The organism is Streptomyces sp. NPDC088400 (assembly GCF_044753355.1).
Lineage (GTDB): Bacteria > Actinomycetota > Actinomycetes > Streptomycetales > Streptomycetaceae > Streptomyces.
Genome location: NZ_JBIVMZ010000020.1, coordinates 1 through 20,689, shown reverse-complemented (window position 1 = coordinate 20,689; position 20,689 = coordinate 1). Strand labels below are relative to the sequence as shown.

The following is a 20,689-nucleotide window of genomic DNA, read 5'->3' as shown; positions in this document are numbered from 1 at the left end:
GAGCAGTCATCCGAACCCGAATCCGCATCAGCCTGGTCGACGCAGTGGCTGTCGCCGTGCTGATCACCTGCACAGCGATCGTCATCTCGATCATCAACCGACAGCCACTGCCCTGAGCGCGCGCCGCCCCGCCCAGGGGCGGCGCGCGCCATCACGTCATCACCCGCCGGATGTCACCGAACATCACCGGCGCAACGCGCCGCACACCTCCGGGTAGTCCACCTCGTCGGGCAGCCGGTAGCCGAGAGCCGTCAGCCGCGAGGCGACATCCGCCGGGCTCCTGCCCGTCCGGCTCGCGCAGCGCAGCACATGCTCAAGGTGGACGTTGTCCATGAACGAGCGGTCGAGCGCCTCCAGCAACCGGATGTCCTCCGCGTCCGCGACCTCGGGCACCTTCGCGTTCTCGTGCGGCGGGTGCCCCAGCGCCGCCAGCCTCTCGGTGACCTCCGCGGGGCTCCGCCCCGTGACGAGGGACGCACGCAGGATGTGCCGCAACTGCACCCCGACGTGGCTCCCTTCCAACCAGGGCTGCCGGCCGTCGAGTCGCTCACTGAGGACGCACAGGTCGTCCACGTTCGCGGTGTCCGGCAGGTCGCGCTGACCACCCGGGCGCAGCTCCTTCAGCCGGGCGACGATGTCCGCCGGGCTGCGGCCCGTGTCCCGCGCGACGGCGAGCAGGTGCCCGACGGGCGCTTCGGAGTACCGGCCGAGCCAGCAATGCCCCGTGGCGTCCCCCTCCCGGTGCTTGAGGATCCGGTCGTCGTCGGGCTCGGGTACGTACGGGAGCCTCAGACCGAGCGCGACCATGCGCTTGGCGACGGCGTGCGGGCTGCAAAGCAGCGTCCCGGCGACTTCGAGCACATGGTGGACGGGCGCCTCCCCGCCCCAGTCCAGCCAGTCGCCCGAACCCCTGCCGCTCCCACGGATCAGCATGATGTCCCGGCTGTCCGGGGTCTCGGGCAGCGCATGGCCGGCCGGGACCGCGTAGCCGAGGGCGGTCACCCGGCGCGCCACGTCGGCGGGGCTGCGGCCGTGCCGCCCCGCCGCCGCGAGTATGTGCCGCAGCGACACGGGGTCGCCGAGTCCGTGCCACCTGGGGCTGTACTCCTCCGTCCTGAGCAGCAGAACGTCGTCCCGGTCGGCCGTGAGAGGCAGCGGGCCCCCGGGAAGCTCGATGTCGTCGTAACCCAGCGCGGTCAGCCTCGACACGATGGTGGCGGGAGCACACCCCACCGTCGCCGCGCCGTACAGAACATGCCCGTACGGCACCGGCTGACCGGGCTTCACCCGGGAGATCCCCGGCAGGTCGAAACGGGTGATCCGGAGGTCCTCCGGGTCCTGGGACTCAGGGCTGTTCGACATGGCGGACCTTTCGGAGGCGGTACGGGTACGGGAGACGGGAACAGCGCGGATCGCGCCCGGTGATCATTCGGCCACCGCGATGTAGCGGCCGTCGTGATCGTCCTCGTCGTCCCAGTCGTAGGGCTCCTCCTCGTCGTTCCTCCCGTACAGGTTCACCCGGACCCCCGCGGGCTCCAGCGACGTCCATATCCGCAGCATCATGTCGTGGCTGAGGAAGTGGTGCGAAAGGTCGAGCTCGGTGAGGTGGGTGAGCGGCTGCCCGTTCAGCAGCGCCTCCGCGCCCTCGTCGGAGAGCGTGCCCATCGACAGGCTCAACGACGTCAGTCGGGGCACGACCGGCGCCGAGGCCAGCGCGGCGGCCAGCTCGTCCTGGATCGGGCTGTTCTGCAGCCCCAAGTGACGCAACGCGGGCTTGCGTTCACCCGCGAGCAGCGGGGCGAGCTGCTCGACCGTGGTGCCGCCCCCGTAGTTGTCGTCGCCCAGCCACAGCTCCAGCCGCTCCAGCGACGGCAGATCGGCGGCGGCGATCTTCTCCGCCGCCCCGGGCGGCATCCCGCCGGACTCGACCCGCAGCGAGCGCAGCCCCGCGTGCCCCGTCACCGGGAAATCCAGCCCCTGCCCGCCACGGACGGCCAGCTCCCGCAGACCGGGGAACGCCTCCAACAGCGGTGCGAGATCGGACTGGTACATCGAGGAGATCATCTCCTCCTCGTCCTCCAGATCGGAGAGGAAGAGCGCTTCGAGACCGGTCAGCCGGTCGCTCATCTCGATGAGCTTGTCGTCGGACATGTAGTGCAGGCCATGGCCGAGGACCAGCGCCCGCACCTTCTCCAGCTCCACCGTGCTGGTGAAGCGGTCCCAACAGACCTCGTAGTCCTCGTCGGTCGTGCCCTGCCCGACCGCCAGGCGCCAGGCGACCGAGGAGGCATCGGGCAGTAGCGTGGCGGGTGTGTACGGCGGAACGGTCAGTACCGGTAACCCGTAGAAATTCTCCAGATGTTGCACGTACGACAAGATGACGCTCCCGAAGCTCCGTGGCTGTTGTCCGTGCGCCACGTTCTACCAGCAGCCACTGACAGCGCCCCCGGGCCCGTACGCGCCAATGCCCGTCTCGTGTACGGGAATTCCCACGAGACGGGCATACGGGTACGGGAGGCGGGCGGCGCCCAGGGGCTTGTCAGCGGCTGAGCTTGTTCGCCGCCTCGGTCGCCCAGTACGTGAGGATCATGTTCGCGCCCGCGCGCTTGACGCCCGTCAGGGTCTCCAGGATCGCCGCGTCGCGGTCGATCCAGCCCTTCTCGGCCGCCGCCTCGACCATCGCGTACTCGCCGGAGATCTGGTACGCGGCGAGCGGCACGTCCACCTCGGCGGCGATCTTGGCCAGGACGTCCAGGTACGGCAGGGCCGGCTTGACCATCACCATGTCGGCGCCCTCGTCGAGGTCGAGCGCCAGCTCGCGCAGGGACTCGCGCAGGTTGGCCGGGTCCTGCTGGTAGGTCTTGCGGTCGCCCTTGAGCGAGGAGCCGACGGCCTCCCGGAAGGGGCCGTAGAACGCCGACGAGTACTTCGCCGTGTAGGCGAGGATCGACACGTCCTCCCGCCCGATCGTGTCGAGCGCGTCGCGGACCACGCCGACCTGGCCGTCCATCATGCCGCTGGGGCCGACCACATGGACGCCCGCGTCGGCCTGGACCTGGGCCATCTCCGCGTACCGCTCCAGGGTCGCGTCGTTGTCGACGCGGCCCTCGGCGTCGAGCACGCCGCAGTGGCCGTGGTCGGTGAACTCGTCCAGGCACAGGTCGGACATGACGACCAGGTCGTCGCCGACCTCGGCCTTCACCGCGCGGATTCCGGCCTGGAGGATCCCGTCCGGGTCCGTGCCCGCCGTGCCCGTCGCGTCCTTCTTGCTGTCCTCGGGGACGCCGAAGAGCATGATCCCGGAGACACCGGCCGAGGCCGCGTCCACGGCCGCCTTGCGCAGGGTGTCCAGCGTGTGCTGGACGACGCCGGGCATCGCGGAGATGGGGACGGGGGCGCTGATCCCTTCCCGTACGAACGCGGGGAGGATCAGATCCGCCGGGTGCAGCCGGGTCTCGGCGACCATCCGGCGCATCACGGGGTTCACCCGCAGCCGCCGGGGCCGCGAGCCGGGAAAGGATCCATGCACAGTCATCGTCAGTCGCCTCTTGCGTCTTCTGCTTCCCAGGCCTGCGGCCCGGGGTCCGGCAAGGCCGTCGGACCACTTTCGACCATAGCCCCGCCCGCCCCGCGCCCTTACCGACACCGAGACCGGCAAACCGGAGCCCCCGGCCGAAAAGGCGACGGAAACGGCCGTGCGGCCCGGCCGCCGAGGCAGCCGGACCGCACGGTCCGTAAGGGGCATTACGTGAGGATCAGCGCCGCTCGGGCAGCGCGCCGGTCAGGTCGTCGTACGGCGCCTGCGGCTGCCCGGACGGCGCTCGCTCGGGCGGGTGACCGTTTCGCCCGCCTCCTTCGCCGCCTCGCGGCGCTGCGCGCCGAACGCGGCCAGCGCCTCGGCCAGCCTGTGCACCGACGGCTCCGGCGAGAGAACATCGACGCGCAGGCCGTGCTCCTCGGCGGTCTTCGCCGTCGCGGGGCCGATACACGCGATCACCGTCACGTTGTGCGGCTTGCCCGCGATGCCGACCAGATTCCGTACGGTCGACGACGAGGTGAAGAGCACCGCGTCGAAACCGCCGCCCTTGATCGCCTCGCGGGTCTCGGCCGGCGGCGGCGAGGCGCGCACGGTGCGGTACGCCGTGACGTCGTCGACCTCCCAGCCCAGCTCGATGAGGCCCGCCACCAGCGTCTCGGTGGCGATGTCCGCACGCGGCAGGAACACTCTGTCGATCGGGTCGAAGACCGGGTCGTACGGCGGCCAGTCGTCCAGCAGCCCGGCGGCGGACTGCTCGCCGGACGGCACCAGGTCGGGCTTCACACCGAAGTCGACCAGCGCGGCGGCCGTCTGCTCGCCCACCGCGGCGACCTTGATCCCGGCGAAGGCACGGGCGTCGAGCCCGTACTCCTCGAACTTCTCCCGCACCGCCTTCACCGCGTTGACCGAGGTGAAGGCGATCCACTCGTACCGGCCCGTGACCAGGCCCTTGACCGCGCGCTCCATCTGCTGGGGCGTACGGGGCGGCTCGACCGCGATGGTCGGGACCTCGTGCGGCACCGCGCCGTACGACGTGAGCTGGTCGGAGAGCGAGGCGGCCTGCTCCTTGGTGCGCGGTACGAGGACCTTCCAGCCGAACAGCGGCTTGGACTCGAACCACGCGAGCTGGTCCCGCTGCGCCGCCGCGCTGCGCTCCCCGACCACGGCTATCGCGGGCTGATGCCCCTCCGGGGAGGGCAGCACCTTGGCCTGCTTGAGGACCTGCGCGATGGTGCCGAGCGTCGCGTTCCAGGTGCGCTGGCGTGTGGTCGTACCGGCGACGGTGACGGTCATCGGGGTGTCGGGCTTGCGGCCCGCCGCGACCAGCTCACCGGCGGCCGCGGCCACCGAGTCCAGAGTGGTGGAGACGACGGCCGTGCCGTCGCTCGCGCCGACCTCGGTCCAGCAGCGCTCGCTGGCGGTCCTGGCGTCCACGAACCGTACGTCCGCGCCCTGGGCATCGCGCAGCGGCACCCCGGCGTACGCCGGTACACCGACCGCGGCGGCGATACCGGGGACGACCTCGAAGGGGATGCCGGCGGTGGCGCAGGCGAGCATTTCCGTGCCCGCGTCGCCGTCCAGCCCGGGGTCGCCCGTGACCGCACGGACCACCCGCTTGCCGCCCCGCGCGGCCTCCATGACAAGATTGGCGGCATCCCGGATCGCGGGAATTCCGGCGGCTGTTGACGCTTCGTCGACAACCGTCAGCGCCGGGGTGCTCACACCCGTCCTGGCGTGGCTCCGTACGACATCGAGCACATCAGGCTCGGCGATCAGTACATCCGCTCCCGCGAGCGCGTCGACGGCGCGCAGTGTCAGCAGCCCCGGATCACCGGGGCCGGCACCGAGGAAGGTGACGTGCCCCGATGCGGAGCAGGCCGGAAGGTCAGAGGTGGTGGGGCTCAAAGTGCTCGCTCCCCCATAAGACCGGCCGCACCCTTGGCGAGCATCTCGGACGCGAGTTCGCGACCGAGCGCGATGGCGTCGCCGTGCGACGTGGGTACGGGACCGGTGGTGGACAGCTGCACCAGCGTCGAGCCGTCGGTCGTGCCGACGACGCCGCGCAGGCGCATTTCGTTGACAACCTGTCCGTCGGCCAGCAGGTCGGCGAACGCACCCACAGGTGCGCTGCAGCCGGCTTCCAGGGCGGCGAGCAGGTATCGCTCGGCGGTCACGGCGGCCCGGGTGTACGGGTCGTCGAGCTCGGCGAGCACGGCGGCGAGGTCCACGTTGACCGCGGCGCACTCGACAGCCAGGGCCCCCTGGCCGGGGGCCGGCAGGACGGTGTCGACCGACAGGAACTCGGTCACCTCGTCGCTCCTGCCGATGCGGTGAAGTCCGGCGGCGGCCAGCACGACGGCGTCGAGCTCCCCGCTGCGGACGAACCCGATCCGGGTGTCGATGTTCCCCCGGATCGGTACGGTCTCGATGGTGAGGCCGTGCCCCCGCGCGTAGGCGTTGAGCTGCGCCATGCGGCGCGGCGACCCCGTACCGACACGGGCGCCGTCGGGCAGTTGCTCGAAGGTCAGCCCGTCGCGTGCGATCAGCACGTCCCGCGCGTCCGCGCGGGCCGGTACGGCCGCCAGCGTCAGGTCGTCCGGCTGATCCGTCGGGAGGTCCTTCAGCGAGTGCACGGCGAAGTCGACCTCCCCGCTCAGCAGCGCGTCGCGCAGCGCGGTGACGAAGACGCCCGTACCGCCGATCTGCGCGAGATGCTCGCGGGAGGTGTCGCCGTACGTGGTGATCTCGACCAGCTCCACCGGCCTGCCGGTCAGCTCACGTACCGCGTCCGCCACGTTCCCGGACTGGGCCATGGCGAGCTTGCTGCGCCTCGTGCCGAGCCTCAGCGCTTTCTCGGTCGTCGGCGCATTGTCGGGCCTCAGTGCTCTCTCGGTCATACTCGCCCTCTGCCTACACCGTCGGTGTCATTCAGGTCGGCCCGGCTGACGGCTGCGACCGTCTGCGGGTCGAGGTCGAAGAGTTCTCGCAGCGCGTCCGCGTACCCGGCGCCGCCGGGTTCACTGGCCAGCTGCTTGACCCGCACGGTGGGCGCGTGCAGGAGTTTGTCGACAACGCGGCGCACGGTCCTGGTGACCTCGGCCCGCTGCTTCTCGTCAAGATCGGGGAGCCTGCCTTCGAGGCGCGCGACCTCGTTGCTCACCACATCGGCGGCCATGGCGCGCAGCGCGACCACGGTCGGTGTGATGTGAGCGGCACGCTGAGCGGCGCCGAAGGCCGCCACCTCGTCGGAGACGATGGTGCGCACCTGGTCGACGTCGGCCGCCATGGGAGCGTCGGCGGATGCCTCGGCCAGCGACTCGATGTCCACGAACCTGACCCCGGCGATGCGGTGCACGGCGGCGTCGATGTCGCGGGGCATGGCGAGGTCGAGCAGCGCGGGCGTGGCCGTACGGCCGTTCCGCGCGGCCTCGACCTCGTCGGCCGTCAGCACCAGGCCGGTCGCGCCCGTGCAGGACACGACGACATCTGCACGTGTCACCTCGTCGCCGAGGGCGGTCATGCCGACGGCCCGCGCGCGCACGCCGGTACCGCCGGGCTCGGTCAGGATCTGTACGAGCCGCTCGGCGCGCGCGGCCGTGCGGTTGGCCACGACGACCTCCTCGACGCCGGCCCGTGCCAGCGTCGCGGCGGCCAGCGAGGACATCGAGCCCGCGCCGATCACCAGCGCGTGCTTGCCCTTGGCCCAGGCCTCCACGGCCGTACCGCCGGCGAGCTGCTCCAGACCGAAGGTGACGAGCGACTGTCCGGCCCGGTCGATCCCGGTCTCGCTGTGGGCCCGCTTGCCGACCCGCAGCGCCTGCTGGAACAGGTCGTTGAGCAGCCGGCCCGCGGTGTGGAGCTCCTGCCCCAGCGCCAGCGCGTCCTTGATCTGCCCGAGGATCTGGCCCTCGCCGACGACCATCGAGTCCAGTCCGCAGGCCACCGAGAAGAGGTGGTGGACGGCCCGGTCCTCGTAGTGCACATAAAGATGGGGGGTGAGCTCCTCCAGGCTGACTCCGCTGTGCTGGGCGAGCAGCGTGGACAGCTCGGCGACACCGGCGTGGAACTTGTCCACGTCGGCGTACAGCTCGATGCGGTTACAGGTGGCGAGGACCGCGGCCTCTGTCGCGGGCTCGGCGGCGAGCGTGTCCTGCAACAGCTTGACCTGCGCGTCCGTGGTGAGCGAGGCACGCTCCAGCACACTCACCGGCGCGCTGCGGTGGCTCAGTCCGACGACCAGAAGACTCATGCCGGCATCACCGCGGGAACGTCCCCGTCGGGTCCCTTCCGGCTCGCGGCGACGCTGTCGGCCGCGGCCTCGACGGCGCTGTCGCGCGCGATGGGCGGCAGGGCCGCCTCCGCCGCGGCGCCTTCGCCGGCCTTGCGCTGCTCGTGGAAGGCGAGGATCTGGAGTTCGATGGAGAGGTCGACCTTACGGACGTCCACCCCGTCGGGCACGGTGAGCACGGTCGGCGCGAAGTTGAGGATCGAGGTCACACCGGCGGCCACCAGCCGCTCACAGACCTGCTGCGCGGCGCCCGCGGGGGTCGCGATGACCCCGATCGAGACGCCGTTGTCGCTGATGATCCTCTCCAGCTCGTCCGTGTGCTGGACCGGCATCCCGGCGACCGGCTTGCCGGCCATCGCGGGGTCGGCGTCTATCAGCGCGGCCACCCGGAAGCCGCGGGACGCGAACCCGCCGTAGTTGGCGAGCGCGGCGCCGAGGTTACCGATACCGACGATCACGACCGGCCAGTCCTGCGTCAGCCCCAGCTCGCGGGAGATCTGGTAGACGAGGTACTCGACGTCGTAGCCCACGCCACGGGTCCCGTACGAACCGAGATAGGAGAAGTCCTTCCGCAACTTCGCGGAATTGACCCCGGCCGCGGTCGCGAGTTCCTCGGACGAGACGGTGGGTACGGAACGCTCGGAAAGCGCGGTCAGCGCCCGCAGATACAGCGGGAGCCTGGCGACGGTGGCCTCGGGGATTCCTCGGCTACGGGTCGCCGGTCGGTGAGTTCGGCCAGTTGCCACGGTGCTCCTGCGGGATGAGCGGGGCTGCAGGCGGCCGTATGTCCCAGGACCGCCCCGTCGAATGCAGGCTATGTCTTTGTGAACGCGTGCACAAAGATAGTGTCCGCTTTGTCCGAGCAAAGTGATCGGGGTCACGCGTTCTGATCCCGCCAACACGGAACCAGCCAACGCATCAGCCCATTGCCTACACGAAGGGGGCAAAACCGCACACACTCCTCACGAATACGCCCCCGAAACCACCCCGAGACCGCTTTTCGGGGCCCTCCCGGGAAACTGGCCCCCCGGACCTGCGGGCGGCAGCATCCGCACCGCACCATGACCCGGACCGCGCCCACCGGAGGACGTCGGCAAAGCGCCCACGATGGTAGCCGTCTTTCCACTCACGCCTCCTTGCTTCCGTCAGGCCCCGTCGCTTCCGTCAGGCCCCCTTGCTTCCGTCAGGCCCCGCCCCCTCTCCGTTCCCTCACGCGCCTCGCCCCCTCAGGCCCCCAGCTCACGGCGGAGCCGGTCGGCGTCCACGCGCCAGAACGTGTGCTGCTCCCCGTCCACCAGGACCACCGGGATCTGCTCCCAATAAGCACGGTGCAACGCCTCGTCCTGACTGATGTCCTTCTCCTCCCAGGACGCCCCGGTCTCCGCGCACACCGCCTCGACCACCGTGCGCGCGTCGTCACAGAGATGGCACCCCGGTTTCGAGACAAGCGTCACCATCCGCTCGCCGGCTTTCTTCTTTGTCGTACGCCGCAACAGAGGACTCATGGAAGCCATTGTCCGCTCGCGCGAAGCCGGGTGCTGGCGGTCATCCACAGCCGAGCCCGTTCGCCGGATTAACACACCGGTCGCGGAGAGTTCACCCCCTCGCATCCCCATCGGTCAGGAAGTACCGAACAGACTGACTATGCTCACGCTATGGCCGCACTGGGATGGCTCACCCCCCGTAGGCGCTCCGCCACAGCCCGGAGCGTGCTCGCAGGCGAGGCCGCAGCCGAAGCAGGGCTCAAGTCCACACAGGAATCACTGAATTCGCTGGACGCGCTGGACTCGTCGGCGACTCCGACCGACGAGACGCCGGCCTTCCCCGTCGTCGGGGACGTCCGCGCCGCCGCGTTCTTCGATCTCGACAACACCGTGATGCAGGGCGCCGCGCTCTTCCACTTCGGCCGCGGCCTCTACAAACGGAAGTTCTTCCAGCGCCGCGAACTCGCCCGGTTCGCCTGGCAGCAGGCCTGGTTCAGGCTGGCCGGGGTCGAGGACCCCGAGCACATGCAGGACGCCCGCGACAGCGCGCTGTCCATCGTCAAGGGCCACCGCGTCTCCGAGCTGATGTCCATCGGCGAGGAGATCTACGACGAGTACATGGCCGACCGCATCTGGCCCGGCACCCGCGCCCTCGCCCAGGCCCACCTCGACGCCGGCCAGCAGGTCTGGCTGGTGACGGCCGCGCCCGTCGAGACCGCCACGATCATCGCCCGCCGGCTCGGCCTGACCGGCGCCCTCGGCACGGTCGCCGAGTCCATCGACGGCGTCTACACCGGCAAGCTCGTCGGCGAGCCGCTGCATGGCCCTGCGAAGGCCGAGGCCGTCCGCGCCCTGGCCGCCACCGAGGGCTTCGACCTGGACCGCTGCGCGGCGTACAGCGACTCGCACAACGACATCCCGATGCTCTCGCTGGTCGGGCATCCGTACGCCATCAACCCGGACTCCAAGCTCCGCAAGCACGCGCGCGGACTGGAGTGGCGCCTGCGCGACTACCGGACCGGCCGCAAAGCGGCCAAGGTCGGCATCCCCGCGGCAGCCGGAGTGGGCGCTCTCGCGGGCGGCACGGTGGCCGCGGTCGCCCTGCACCGCCGCCGCCGATAGAGCCCCGGCACCTCAAAGCCACCTACCGGCAAACACCTACCGATGACGCACCGCCACGGCACGCCCGGCCGCCGTGGCGGTTTCGTACGTCTGCGCACTCCCCGCGCGCTCACCCGCACGAGCGATGCGGCCCTCTACCCACCGAGCTCCCCCGTCACTCCCGCCACCGTCACTCAGGCACAACCCATCACCTCAGCAGGCAGATTTTGACCCAATCCGATCAACAAACGGTCACGATGCGCTACTCGATCCGCCCCCTAGGCGGCACGGAAGCGACGTAATCGATGATTTGAGCAACTGGGTGTAGCACTGCCTGTACGAAGCGTTATTCTCCTCAGACGCATACCGGACCCCACGCGTCGCCACGACGAGTGAACGGTCCCGCACTGCACGTGATGGAAGCTCTGCCTCTGGGAGTCCCGTGTACCCACACGTCGGGGTTGACGCCTCGGGCCTGGCTACGCTGCGCGCAACGGTCCTCGACCACTTGCGCGGCTTCGTCCCCACCGCGTACGCCGTCCCCGCCTTCGCCGCACCGGCCCCTGCCGTGAGCGGCCCTATCGGTCCTTGTTATGCCCTGGCGAACGGCGGTGCGGCGGTCGGCAGACGGGGAAGCCGAAGCAGCACCTCCGCCTCGACCACCCCCCGCCGACCCACCGCCGACAGTGACAGCGGCCGCATGATGGAACTCGTCGAGCGCGCCCAGGCCGGCGAGGCCGAGGCCTTCGGCCGGCTGTACGACCAGTACAGCGACACCGTCTATCGCTATATCTATTACCGCGTGGGCGGTAAGGCGACCGCGGAAGACCTCACCAGCGAGACTTTCCTGCGCGCCCTGCGCCGGATCTCCACGTTCACCTATCAGGGCCGCGATTTCGGCGCCTGGCTGGTCACGATCGCCCGGAATCTGGTCGCCGACCACTTCAAATCGAGCCGTTTCCGGCTCGAAGTGACCACGGGCGAAATGCTCGACGCGAACGAGGTCGAGCGCAGCCCGGAGGACTCCGTCCTGGAGTCCCTGTCGAACGCGGCGCTGCTCGAAGCTGTACGGAAACTCAATCCCCAGCAGCAGGAGTGCGTCACACTGCGCTTCCTCCAGGGCCTCTCGGTCGCCGAGACGGCCCGGGTCATGGGCAAGAACGAAGGAGCGATCAAGACCTTGCAGTACCGGGCCGTCCGCACCCTGGCCCGGCTGCTCCCGGAAGACGCCCGCTGACCGTCACCGCCGCCGCCTTCCCCTCCAAGGCTCAACTCACAGTCGGTGACGCCTCGATGACGCACTGGTCGGATCATCCTCCGCGCGTAACCCAACTGCCGCGACGCTCGTTGTGCGGGATGCAGGCTCCCTGCGGTCACGCCATGCCCGCAGCCACTCACTCAATCGTGTGGATGCGCTCAAGGCGTGCAACCTTCCGGACCCCCAGGGGAGTCGATCGTCATGACGAGAGGAGGTGCCGCCAGTGATCGCGAATGTTTCGGCACACCGGCGGGCGAACGCCTTCGCCCAGGCCCTGGAAGACCAGAAGGTCCAGGGCGCGGCGGCCGAACAGCCCGCCGAGTCGGCCGAATCGGCCGGACAGGGGCGGCTGTTGGCCCTGGCGAGTGGTCTCGGTGAGCTACCGAGGCCCACGCTGGACCCCGAGGTCAAAGTGGTGCAACGAGCACAGCTCGTGGCAGCCATGGAGGCCATGCTGCAAGAAGGCACGGCCGCCGGAGGTGTGTCCTCGGGCCCTACGGTGCCCGAGCAGCGGACCACCGGCCGGGGTGCCCACCGGGCCTCCCCGCTCCGGAAACTGCGCCCAAGATCCCGCTGGTCCAAGAGCCTCGCGGCCGGCGGGCTCACGGTCGGCGTGGCGGCGGGGGCCTTCGGCGGAGTGGCCGCTGCCAGTTCGGACGCCCTGCCGGGTGATTCGCTGTACGCGCTGAAGCGTGGCATGGAGGACTTCAAGCTCAACCTGGCGGACGACGAGTCCGACCGCGGCGAGCTGTTCCTCGACCACGCTTCGACCCGGCTCGGCGAGGCCCGTCGGCTGATGGAGCGCGACCGCGCCGGACAGCTCGACCACGAATCCCTGGCCGAGATCCGGCGCACGCTGGGCGGGATGAAGCACGACGTCACCGAGGGCCATCGCCTGCTCCATCAGGCATACGAACGGGACGGCTCGCTCGACCCGATCGCCACGCTCTCATCGTTCTCCGCCGCACACCGCCAGCCGTGGAACGGGCTTCGCGACCGGCTGCCCCTCCAGCTGACGGACGTCGGCGACGAAGTCAGTTCGGTCTTCGACGCCATAGACCAAGAGGTCGCCCCGCTCCAGTCGCTGCTGCCCCGGCCCCCGGAGAAACACCAGAGCACCACCGGCCGCCCCGGCTCCACTCAGGACTCCACCGGCTCCGGCCACGTGGACCGTCCCTCGCCGTCCGCACCCAGCAAGAGCGGGGGCGACAGCGAATCGCACACCAGCGACAGCCCGCGCCCGTCGGATTCGGGCCCGGACTCACAGAGCACCTCAGAGGAGGGTGGTCTGCTCGGCGGCACTACGGGCGGGCTGCTGGACCCGCCGCCGAACAGCGTCACGCCGTCGCCGTCCGACAACAGCAACACCAGCGACCGTCCAGGTCCGAACGTCACGATCCCGCCCCTGCTGCCGGATCTGCTGCCCGGACTCGGCATCAGGGCCGAGGACGCGGACTAGCGGTCTGGACCGAGACAACCGAGGTGGGGTGTGGTGTTCCGACACAGGAACACCACACCCCACCTCGTCATGTCACGAGACGCGGAAGAAAGCATCAGGAGGCAGTCGGAGGCAGCAGCAAGCACGGTCAGAAGAACACGGACCGCCGCTGCACCAGCAGCTTGTACAGCGTGTGCTGGATCTGCTCCCGTACCTGATCCGTCAGGTTGAACATCAGCATCGGATCCTCCGCCGCCTCCGGCGGATAGCCGTCCGTGGGAATCGGCTCCCCGAACTGGATCGTCCACTTCGTCGGCAACGGCAACGCGCCCAACGGCCCCAGCAACGGAAACGTCGGCGTGATCGGGAAGTACGGCACGCCCAGCAACCGCGCGAGCGTCCTCGCGTTCCCGATCATCGGATAGATCTCCTCGGCGCCCACGATCGAGCACGGCACGATCGGCACCCCCGCCCGCAGCGCCGTCGAGACGAACCCGCCCCGGCCGAAGCGCTGAAGCTTGTAGCGCTCGCTGAACGGCTTGCCGAGGCCCTTGAAACCCTCCGGCATCACCCCGACGACCTCGCCGCGCTGCAACAGCGCTTCCGCGTCCTCCGCGCACGCCAGGGTGTGCCCGGCCTTTCGCGCCAACTCGTTGACCACGGGCAGCATGAAGACCAGATCCGCCGCCAGCAGCCGCAGATGCCGGTCCGCCGGATGGTTGTCGTGGACGGCGACCTGCATCATCAGCCCGTCCAGCGGCAGCGTCCCCGAGTGGTTGGCCACCACGAGCGCCCCGCCGTCCGACGGGATGTTCTCGATGCCCTTCACCTCGACGCGGAAGTAGTTCTCGTAGAGCGGCCGGATCAGCGACATCAGGACCTGGTCGGTGAGTTCTTCGTCATACCCGAACTCGTCGACCTCGTAATCGCCGGTGACCCGCCGGCGCAGAAACGCCAGCCCGCCCGCGATCCGCCGCTCCCAACCACGCCCGCCGCCCTGCTCACGGACCGCCTCGCCGTCCGGCTCCGGCTCCTGCTCCGCTCCCCGCGCCTCGGCCACCTGCTCGTCCGAAGTCCACTCGTCCGAGGTCCGCTCGTCCGAGGTCCGCTCGTCCGAGGTCCGCGGCCCCGGTGTACGCGGCTCCGTTTCCTGAGGCTCCGGTACGGGCGCCAGCGGCCCCGCCTTACGCCCCGCGCCCTGCCCCGGCCCCTGGCCCGGCCCCTGCGGACGCTTCGTGGCACCGTCCTTGGCATGCTGCCGCCGGCCGCCGGTGGGGCTACGCCTCGCCCTCGGTTCCTCGCCGAAGGGGATGACCTTGGCATCGGCCATGTCAGATGCGCTCCTTGCTGACGAGGGTGGAGAGCCGGTCGACCGTCCGGGCCGCGGCCTCGGGCGGCAGGAGCCCGGCGCCCCGGCCGCGCGCGAAGTCCGTGAAGGCCTCGGCCGTCGTGTACGTGGGGACGAAGCCCAGTGTCTCGCGCATCTGGTCCGTGCTGACCACACGCCCGTGCGTCAGCAGCCTGATCTGCTCCGGCGCGAAGTCCGTCACCCCGACCGTACGCAGTGCCGTACCGACCCAGGTCACGGCGGGCAGCGGAACGGGCACCGTGGGCCGTCCCAGCCGCCGTGAGCACTGCGAGAGCAGCAGGACGCCCGCACCGGCGATATTGAACGTCCCGCTGTTGAGCGTCCCGCGCCGCGGTTCGTCCGAGGCGATCAGCAGGACGTCGACGACATCGTCCTCATGGACGAACTGGAGCCGCGGGTCATAGCCGAAGACCGTCGGCAGGACGGGCAGCGAGAGGTACTCGGCGAGCGGAGAATCCGCGGCGGGCCCCAGGATGTTCGCGAATCGCAGCACACAGACCGCCACGTCCGGCCTGCGGCGCGCGAAGCCCCGTACGTACCCCTCGACCTCCACCGCGTCCTTGGCGAATCCGCCGATCGGCAGCGACTTGGGCGGCGTGGTCTCGGTGAAGACCGCCGGGTCACGGGGCGCGGCGCCGTACACGCCCGTACTGGACTTGACCACCAGCCGTTTGACGGTCGGCGACTTCTGGCAGGCACCGAGCAGCTGCATCGTGCCGATGACATTGGTCTCCTTGACCGTGGCACGGCTGCCGGTGCCCAGCGGAGTCCCCGTCACATCCAAATGGACGACGGTGTCGACTCCGTGCTCGGCCAGGACCCGCGCTATGGCGGGCCGGCGGATATCGGCGCGGACGAATTCCGCGTCACCCAGCTGATGCTCGGGAGTGACCGCGTCGACGGCGATCACCCGGTCCACGTCGGAGGCGCGCTGAACGCGTCGTACGAAACGCCCGCCCAGCGCTCTGGCCGCTCCGGTCACGAGCACGACCTTGCCCAAGATCAGCGCCTTCCCCTAGGTCTCGTAGGCCACCCTCGATTGCCTAGGCCCTGTCTGACAAATCCCGCCTGGCTCGCGACGCCTGGCACGCACACTCGCTGCGTTGTCGGAGTCGCCCGAGTACGTCCAGTACACGGGCGATCCTCCGCCTTGCGATTGCACGCCCCAGGCACCGCGAGCCCCGCCCTACAGGCGGACGGCGCTATTTGTCAGACAGGGCCTAGGCGCCACCGTAGCCGGTCGGTATTGCGCTGTGATGACCGTACGACGTGCCACTGCGCACTTTGGCCGACAAACAGCCCGGGAAGGGCCACGTGAAGGGCCACATGAAGGGCCGAGGACAGGGCGCCCGGGAAGGGCCCCGGCACACTCGGTGGAAAAGCACCGGAACAAACACCGCGGCCCTCCCACCGTGTCGGTGGAAGGGCCGCGAATGCACGAACAGCTGTCGCTTACTTCTTGTTGCGACGCTGAACGCGGGTGCGCTTGAGCAGCTTGCGGTGCTTCTTCTTGGCCATCCGCTTACGCCGCTTCTTGATAACAGAGCCCACGACTACCCTCGCTCACTTCTCTTCACTCGGTGCGGGGCGTCTGGGCCCACACGACCTACGTCGGCCTAGCCTACCCGCCACCGAGTGAGGGACGTAATCCGAGGGACGGCCTACGCGGACTCCACCCCCACAAAGGACTCGCGGAGATACTCGTGAACCGCTTGCTCCGGAACCCGGAAGGACCTGCCCACCCGGATCGCCGGCAGATGACCGCTGTGCACCAAGCGGTACACGGTCATCTTCGACACTCGCATCACCGAGGCGACCTCCGCCACGGTAAGGAACTTGACCTCGTTGAGAGGCCTCTCGCTGCCAGCAGCCATGACCCACCTGTACCTTCCGCACCCGACGGCCACCGGCTTCCCCTCCGGTAACTCTTCGTCGTTGTGCGCTCACGCCCAAGACTAGGGGCGGGTGATGCGAGTGGGGAAGAGGAGCAGCCTTCGGCCGCTACTGTGACAGACACGCCCGATTGAGTACATAGCGAGTAAGCGGCCGGTAGTAAGCGGACCGCACAGCGTCATCAAGTGGAACGGCCACGGACACCCGCCCCTCGGCTTCTCCGACGAACAGTGCGGGGTCGTCCGTATCAGCCAGGCCGATGGCCTCAATGCCCAGCTGACCTGCCCCGCAGACCCAGCCGTGGTCCCCGACGACCAGCTCGGGGAGCGGCCCGCCGGCCTCCGCCGCGCCCTCCAGAGCCACCCGAACCGGCAGTGGCGAGTGGCTATGTGCGCCGGTTTCACTCCCGGCGCACACCCCGCCGGTTTCCCGCACCAGTGCGACTCCTCGTACGTAGCCGAGGTTGTAGGTACGTACCCCGAACCGGGTCGTTATGTCGATACATCGGCCCTGCGCCGGGGTGAGGACGAGACATCCCGCCGCCGACAAAGCGTCTGCCAGACCTGCGTAGAACCCGAGCAGCCGGTGCGGATGCCCCGTCCCGATCAGCACCGGAGACCCGCGTTCCACGGCTTCGCGCAGTCGCGCGGCGAACGCGTCCAGCGCGCTCAGCGTCCGCTCCGGGTCGATCACATCGGGTCCCGACACATGACCGGGATCGTTCGACACCCCGCACTTGTCGGCCATGAGCCCGAGCAAGTCCCGCTCACTCCATGCCCATTCTGGATCGAGTCCGAGCGTTACGCGTGGATCGCGGGCGGCGAAAAGACGGTAACTGCGCAGGCTCACCTCCCGCGAGGTGGCCACAGGACCGGCCAGCCTGGCCGCCAGCAGATGCGCCCGCAGGGCTCCGGTGCTCAACACCCTGCCGATGCTGCCCCTTCCGGCACCGGCCGGGGCCAGAACCCCGGATACACCGCACAGTTGGCGTAACGAACGTCCGGTAGGGAAATCGCGGCGGACGGCGCCGGGCACCACCTGCCCCGGAGAGCAACAGGAGTTACGCGAGCAACCCCCGCAACGGGAAAGCCGCCCTGCGCGTCGCCAGGATCGCCTGGTCCAGCCGGTCCGCCGGATCGTATCCGGCGTCCCACGGCTGCCAGCCCGGCGTCCGCCCGTCCGTCATCCGGCCGGGACCCAACTGCCGGGTGCGCGCGTACACCTCGTCCCGCCAGGACGCCGGTACCGCCGACTCGGGATCGACCGGTGCGTGCGCGGCGATCCCCACCAGGTGGGTCCAGGACCGCGGCACCACATCCACCACCGCGTAGCCGCCTCCGCCGAGCGCGACCCACCGCCCGCCGTCCACATAGTCGTGGGCCAGGTCGTGGCAGGACGCCTGCACCGCCCGCTGCGCGTCGAGGGAGACCGCGAGATGCGCCAGCGGATCGTCGAAGTGCGTGTCCGCGCCGTGCTGCGTCACCAGGACCTCCGGCCGGAAGTCCGCCAGCAGTTCGGGCACCACCGAGTGGAACGCCCGCAGCCAGCCCGCGTCTCCCGTCCCGGCCGGCAGCGCCACATTCACCGCACTGCCCTCACCCGCACCGGCGCCGGTCTCCTCCGGCCTGCCGGTCGCCGGGAAGAGCGTCCGTGGGTGCTCGTGCAGCGAGACCGTCAGGACGCGCGGATCCTCCCAGAACGCCGTCTGGACACCGTCCCCGTGGTGCACATCCACATCGATGTACGCGACACGCTCCGCGCCGAGTTCCAGCAACCGCGCGATCGCCAGGGCCGCGTCGTTGTAGATGCAGAATCCGGAAGCGGACCCTGGCATCGCGTGGTGCAGTCCGCCCGCGAAGTTCACGGCATGCGCGGCCTCCCCGTGCCACACCGCCTCCGCGGCGCCGACCGACTGTCCGGCGATCAGCGCCGACGCCTCGTGCATCCCCGCGAAGGCCGGGTCGTCCGTCGTGCCGAGCCCGTACGCCTCATCGGCTTTCCGCGGGTCCAGCGAGGCCCTCCGTACCGCGGCCAGGTAGTCCTGATCGTGGACGAGCCTCAGCGTGGAATCGCCCGCGGCGGGCGCGGCGACCACGTCCACCGCGCGGTCGAGCCCGAATGCCCGCACCAACCCCATGGTCAGAGCGAGCCTCACCGGATCCATCGGATGGCTGGACCCGAAGTCGTACGCCGTTACTCCGTCATCCCACATCAACCGTGCGCGGCTGCTCATGCCCGCCACCGTATCGGGCCGGATCCGCCTCGAACGAGCGGGCGTACAGGAGAGTGACCAGGACCATCACCATCGGTACGAGCATCGCGCCGCGATAGCTCCACGCGTCCCCGAGCGCTCCCACCAGCGGCGAACCGACCAGAAAACCGACATAGTTGAAGATATTGAGCCGGGCCACCGCCGCGTCGCCGGCCGCCGGGCCATGACTCTCGAAAGCACGCCTCCCGGCCGCCGCGAACGTCTGCGGCACGATCACACACAGCCCGAGCCCCAGCAGCGTGAACCCGGCGATCCCCGCCCAGGGCCCGGCCGCCAGCGCCACGACCGCGAACCCGGCCGCCGCGAGCAGCGTCCCGCACCGCACGACAGCCACCGGCCCGAAGCGCCGCACCCCCAGGTCCCCGACGGCCCGCCCCAGCAGTGTGGTGACCATATAGGCGTTGTACGGAACGGTCGCCAGCTCCTCCGAGCTGCCCAGCACGTCCTGGAGGTACTTGGCGCTCCAGTTCGACACCGTCGAGTCGCCGATATAGGCGAAGGCCATGACGAGACAGAACGGAAGCAGCAGCTTGAACGACACCGGTGTGCCCGCGCTCGCGATGCCGGTGCTCGGTGTACCGGTGCTGTCCGTCTTCCGCGACTCCTCGTCGTCCTCGTCGCGGGTGTCCGCGTACCAGCGGCTGCCGATCAGCGCGGCGGGCAACAGCACCGCCACCACCGGCAGATACGACACCACCAGGGACATGTCCTCGTGCGCGCCCACCCAGGCGAGCGAGGCGCCGACGATCCCGCCCAGGCTGAACGTGGCGTGGAAGCCGAGCATGATGCTCCGCCCGTACGCCCTCTGAAGGCTCACGCCGAGCATGTTCATCGACGCGTCCAGCCCGCCGACCGCCAGCCCGAACACCCCCAGGGCGACCGCGACCTGCCACACCTCGGCACCGGCCCCGACCCCGAGGAGCGCCAGCAGCACGACGGGCTGCGCGCACCGCAGCACCGTCCCGGGCCGCACCCGCCCGACCAGCTTCTCGGTGACGACACTGCCGACACCCGCGAGGACGGGAACGGCGGCGAGGAAGGCGGGCAGGAGTCCGTCGGATATCCCGTACCGGTCCTGGATCGCGGGGATACGCGTCACCAGCAGGGCAAAGGTCACCCCTTGGACGAAGAAGCTGAGTGCCAGAGAGACCCGACCGTGCCGCAACCGCGCATCTGTCATGGCCGGACAGCGTAGAGCGCCCATCTACCCATGGGTAGATGGATCAGGCGGTGAATGAGGCAGCGAATCGGACGAAGGGGTGAGGCGGTCGATCAGGACGCGGGGCGGCCGAGCAGTCCCGGCAGCTCCGCCATGTCGGAGAAGTACCCGGTGGCGCCGGTCAGTCTGTCGACGGGCGTCATCGCCGTGTACGCGTACACATCCATGCCGGCGGCCCTGGCGGCCGCGACCCCGAGCGGGCTGTCCTCGACCACCGCACAACGCTCGGGAGCGACCCCCATCCGGGCAGCGGCGTGGAGGAAGAGGTCCGGCGCCGGCTTGCCCCGCCCGACATCCTCGGCGCTGAAGATGACGCTGTCCTCGAACCACCGGTCCAGCCCGGTCTTCCGGTGCCCGACCCGGATCCGCTGATGGCTCCCCGACGAGGCGACGCAGTACGGCACCCCGTCGGCGGCCAGCTTCTCCAGCACCTCGGCCACCCCGTCGACCGGCTCCAACTCCCGCTCGAAAGCGCCGAAGACACGCGAATGAAAGATGTCGTCGAAGTCCGCGGGCAGCAGCTTTCCGGTGCGCTCCTCCACCAGGTCATGGATGCGATGCATGGCAGAACCCATGTAGTCGCGCAGGGAGTCCTCGTACGAAGTGGGATGTCCCAGCTCGGTGAGATAGCCGGCCAGGATGGTGTTGGAGAGAGGCTCGCTGTCGACGAGCACACCGTCATTGTCGAAGAGGATCAGTTCGTAGCGCATGCTCAGACTGTAAATGGGGGCTGCTCGTGGCCGGATGAACAGGAAACGGGAAATGGGTTGTGAACGCAGAAATGCCCCGCACCATGACTGGTGCGGGGCATTCCCACAATAATTGTTCG

Annotated in this window: 19 protein-coding genes; 3 read left to right on the top strand and 16 right to left on the bottom strand. The window is 69.8% G+C overall.

Features of this window, described 5'->3' with window-relative positions; genetic code table 11:
- Positions 1 to 183: 183 nt before the first annotated feature.
- From ACIQD6_RS33520 to ACIQD6_RS33485, 8 genes are all read right to left on the bottom strand, one after another.
- A complete protein-coding gene (locus ACIQD6_RS33520) occupies positions 184 to 1,362 on the bottom strand; it encodes a hypothetical protein (RefSeq protein ID WP_401890099.1) in 1,179 nt (392 codons plus the stop codon).
- Between the two features lie 63 nt (positions 1,363 to 1,425).
- A complete protein-coding gene (locus ACIQD6_RS33515; RefSeq protein WP_401890260.1) occupies positions 1,426 to 2,367 on the bottom strand; it encodes an STM4015 family protein in 942 nt (313 codons plus the stop codon).
- A 172-nt stretch (positions 2,368 to 2,539) separates the two neighbouring features.
- Positions 2,540 to 3,535: a porphobilinogen synthase gene (gene hemB, locus ACIQD6_RS33510; protein ID WP_401890097.1), complete on the bottom strand. Its 996-nt coding sequence runs from the start codon at positions 3,533 to 3,535 to the stop codon at positions 2,540 to 2,542.
- Between the two features lie 246 nt (positions 3,536 to 3,781).
- Positions 3,782 to 5,443, bottom strand: a complete 1,662-nt coding sequence (locus ACIQD6_RS33505) for a uroporphyrinogen-III synthase (RefSeq protein WP_401890095.1) — start codon at positions 5,441 to 5,443, stop codon at positions 3,782 to 3,784.
- Positions 5,440 to 6,435, bottom strand: coding sequence for a hydroxymethylbilane synthase (gene hemC, locus ACIQD6_RS33500; protein WP_401890093.1), 996 nt, complete (start codon positions 6,433 to 6,435; stop codon positions 5,440 to 5,442). The genes ACIQD6_RS33505 and hemC overlap by 4 nt, the downstream gene beginning before the upstream one ends.
- Positions 6,432 to 7,787 (bottom strand): glutamyl-tRNA reductase, encoded by a 1,356-nt coding sequence (locus ACIQD6_RS33495; RefSeq protein ID WP_401890090.1) that lies wholly within the window; start codon positions 7,785 to 7,787, stop codon positions 6,432 to 6,434. The genes hemC and ACIQD6_RS33495 overlap by 4 nt, the downstream gene beginning before the upstream one ends.
- Complete coding sequence (locus tag ACIQD6_RS33490; RefSeq protein WP_401890088.1) at positions 7,784 to 8,572, bottom strand: redox-sensing transcriptional repressor Rex; 789 nt, start codon at positions 8,570 to 8,572, stop codon at positions 7,784 to 7,786. Before ACIQD6_RS33490 ends, ACIQD6_RS33495 begins: the two co-directional genes overlap by 4 nt.
- Before the next feature lie 480 nt (positions 8,573 to 9,052).
- Entirely contained in the window at positions 9,053 to 9,331 is a 279-nt protein-coding gene (locus ACIQD6_RS33485) for a glutaredoxin family protein (RefSeq protein WP_401890085.1), read from the bottom strand.
- A gap of 150 nt (positions 9,332 to 9,481) precedes the next feature.
- Here ACIQD6_RS33485 and ACIQD6_RS33480 point away from each other — a divergent pair, with 150 nt between their 5' ends.
- The 3 genes from ACIQD6_RS33480 to ACIQD6_RS33470 all read left to right on the top strand — a co-directional run bounded on the left by ACIQD6_RS33480 (position 9,482) and on the right by ACIQD6_RS33470 (position 13,128).
- Positions 9,482 to 10,432 carry an HAD family hydrolase gene (locus tag ACIQD6_RS33480; RefSeq protein WP_401890082.1) on the top strand — a complete coding sequence of 317 codons (951 nt, stop codon included), beginning with the start codon at positions 9,482 to 9,484 and terminating at the stop codon, positions 10,430 to 10,432.
- A gap of 421 nt (positions 10,433 to 10,853) precedes the next feature.
- Positions 10,854 to 11,648: an ECF subfamily RNA polymerase sigma factor, BldN family gene (locus ACIQD6_RS33475; protein WP_401890079.1), complete on the top strand. Its 795-nt coding sequence runs from the start codon at positions 10,854 to 10,856 to the stop codon at positions 11,646 to 11,648.
- A 244-nt stretch (positions 11,649 to 11,892) separates the two neighbouring features.
- The gene (locus ACIQD6_RS33470) at positions 11,893 to 13,128 is read left to right on the top strand and encodes a DUF5667 domain-containing protein (protein WP_401890076.1); all 1,236 of its coding nucleotides are present in this window, start codon (positions 11,893 to 11,895) and stop codon (positions 13,126 to 13,128) included.
- Between the two features lie 127 nt (positions 13,129 to 13,255).
- On the opposite strand, the gene ACIQD6_RS33465 is transcribed toward ACIQD6_RS33470, so the two are convergent.
- The 8 genes from ACIQD6_RS33465 to ACIQD6_RS33430 form a co-directional block, all read right to left on the bottom strand.
- Positions 13,256 to 14,437, bottom strand: coding sequence for a 1-acyl-sn-glycerol-3-phosphate acyltransferase (locus ACIQD6_RS33465; RefSeq protein WP_401890073.1), 1,182 nt, complete (start codon positions 14,435 to 14,437; stop codon positions 13,256 to 13,258).
- A 1-nt stretch (position 14,438) separates the two neighbouring features.
- Positions 14,439 to 15,476: an NAD-dependent epimerase/dehydratase family protein gene (locus ACIQD6_RS33460; protein WP_401890070.1), complete on the bottom strand. Its 1,038-nt coding sequence runs from the start codon at positions 15,474 to 15,476 to the stop codon at positions 14,439 to 14,441.
- Positions 15,477 to 15,928: 452 nt separating this feature from the next.
- A complete protein-coding gene (locus ACIQD6_RS33455; protein ID WP_003948845.1) occupies positions 15,929 to 16,027 on the bottom strand; it encodes a 30S ribosomal protein bS22 in 99 nt (32 codons plus the stop codon).
- 110 nt (positions 16,028 to 16,137) lie between these two features.
- The gene (locus ACIQD6_RS33450) at positions 16,138 to 16,350 is read right to left on the bottom strand and encodes a helix-turn-helix domain-containing protein (RefSeq protein ID WP_014046653.1); all 213 of its coding nucleotides are present in this window, start codon (positions 16,348 to 16,350) and stop codon (positions 16,138 to 16,140) included.
- 127 nt (positions 16,351 to 16,477) lie between these two features.
- A complete protein-coding gene (locus ACIQD6_RS33445; protein ID WP_401890068.1) occupies positions 16,478 to 17,293 on the bottom strand; it encodes a phosphatase in 816 nt (271 codons plus the stop codon).
- A gap of 136 nt (positions 17,294 to 17,429) precedes the next feature.
- Entirely contained in the window at positions 17,430 to 18,602 is a 1,173-nt protein-coding gene (locus tag ACIQD6_RS33440) for an acetoin utilization protein AcuC (RefSeq protein ID WP_401890066.1), read from the bottom strand.
- The gene (locus tag ACIQD6_RS33435) at positions 18,571 to 19,821 is read right to left on the bottom strand and encodes an MFS transporter (protein ID WP_401890063.1); all 1,251 of its coding nucleotides are present in this window, start codon (positions 19,819 to 19,821) and stop codon (positions 18,571 to 18,573) included. The genes ACIQD6_RS33440 and ACIQD6_RS33435 overlap by 32 nt, the downstream gene beginning before the upstream one ends.
- A gap of 92 nt (positions 19,822 to 19,913) precedes the next feature.
- Positions 19,914 to 20,570: an HAD family hydrolase gene (locus tag ACIQD6_RS33430; protein WP_401890061.1), complete on the bottom strand. Its 657-nt coding sequence runs from the start codon at positions 20,568 to 20,570 to the stop codon at positions 19,914 to 19,916.
- Between the last annotated feature and the right edge of the window lie 119 nt (positions 20,571 to 20,689).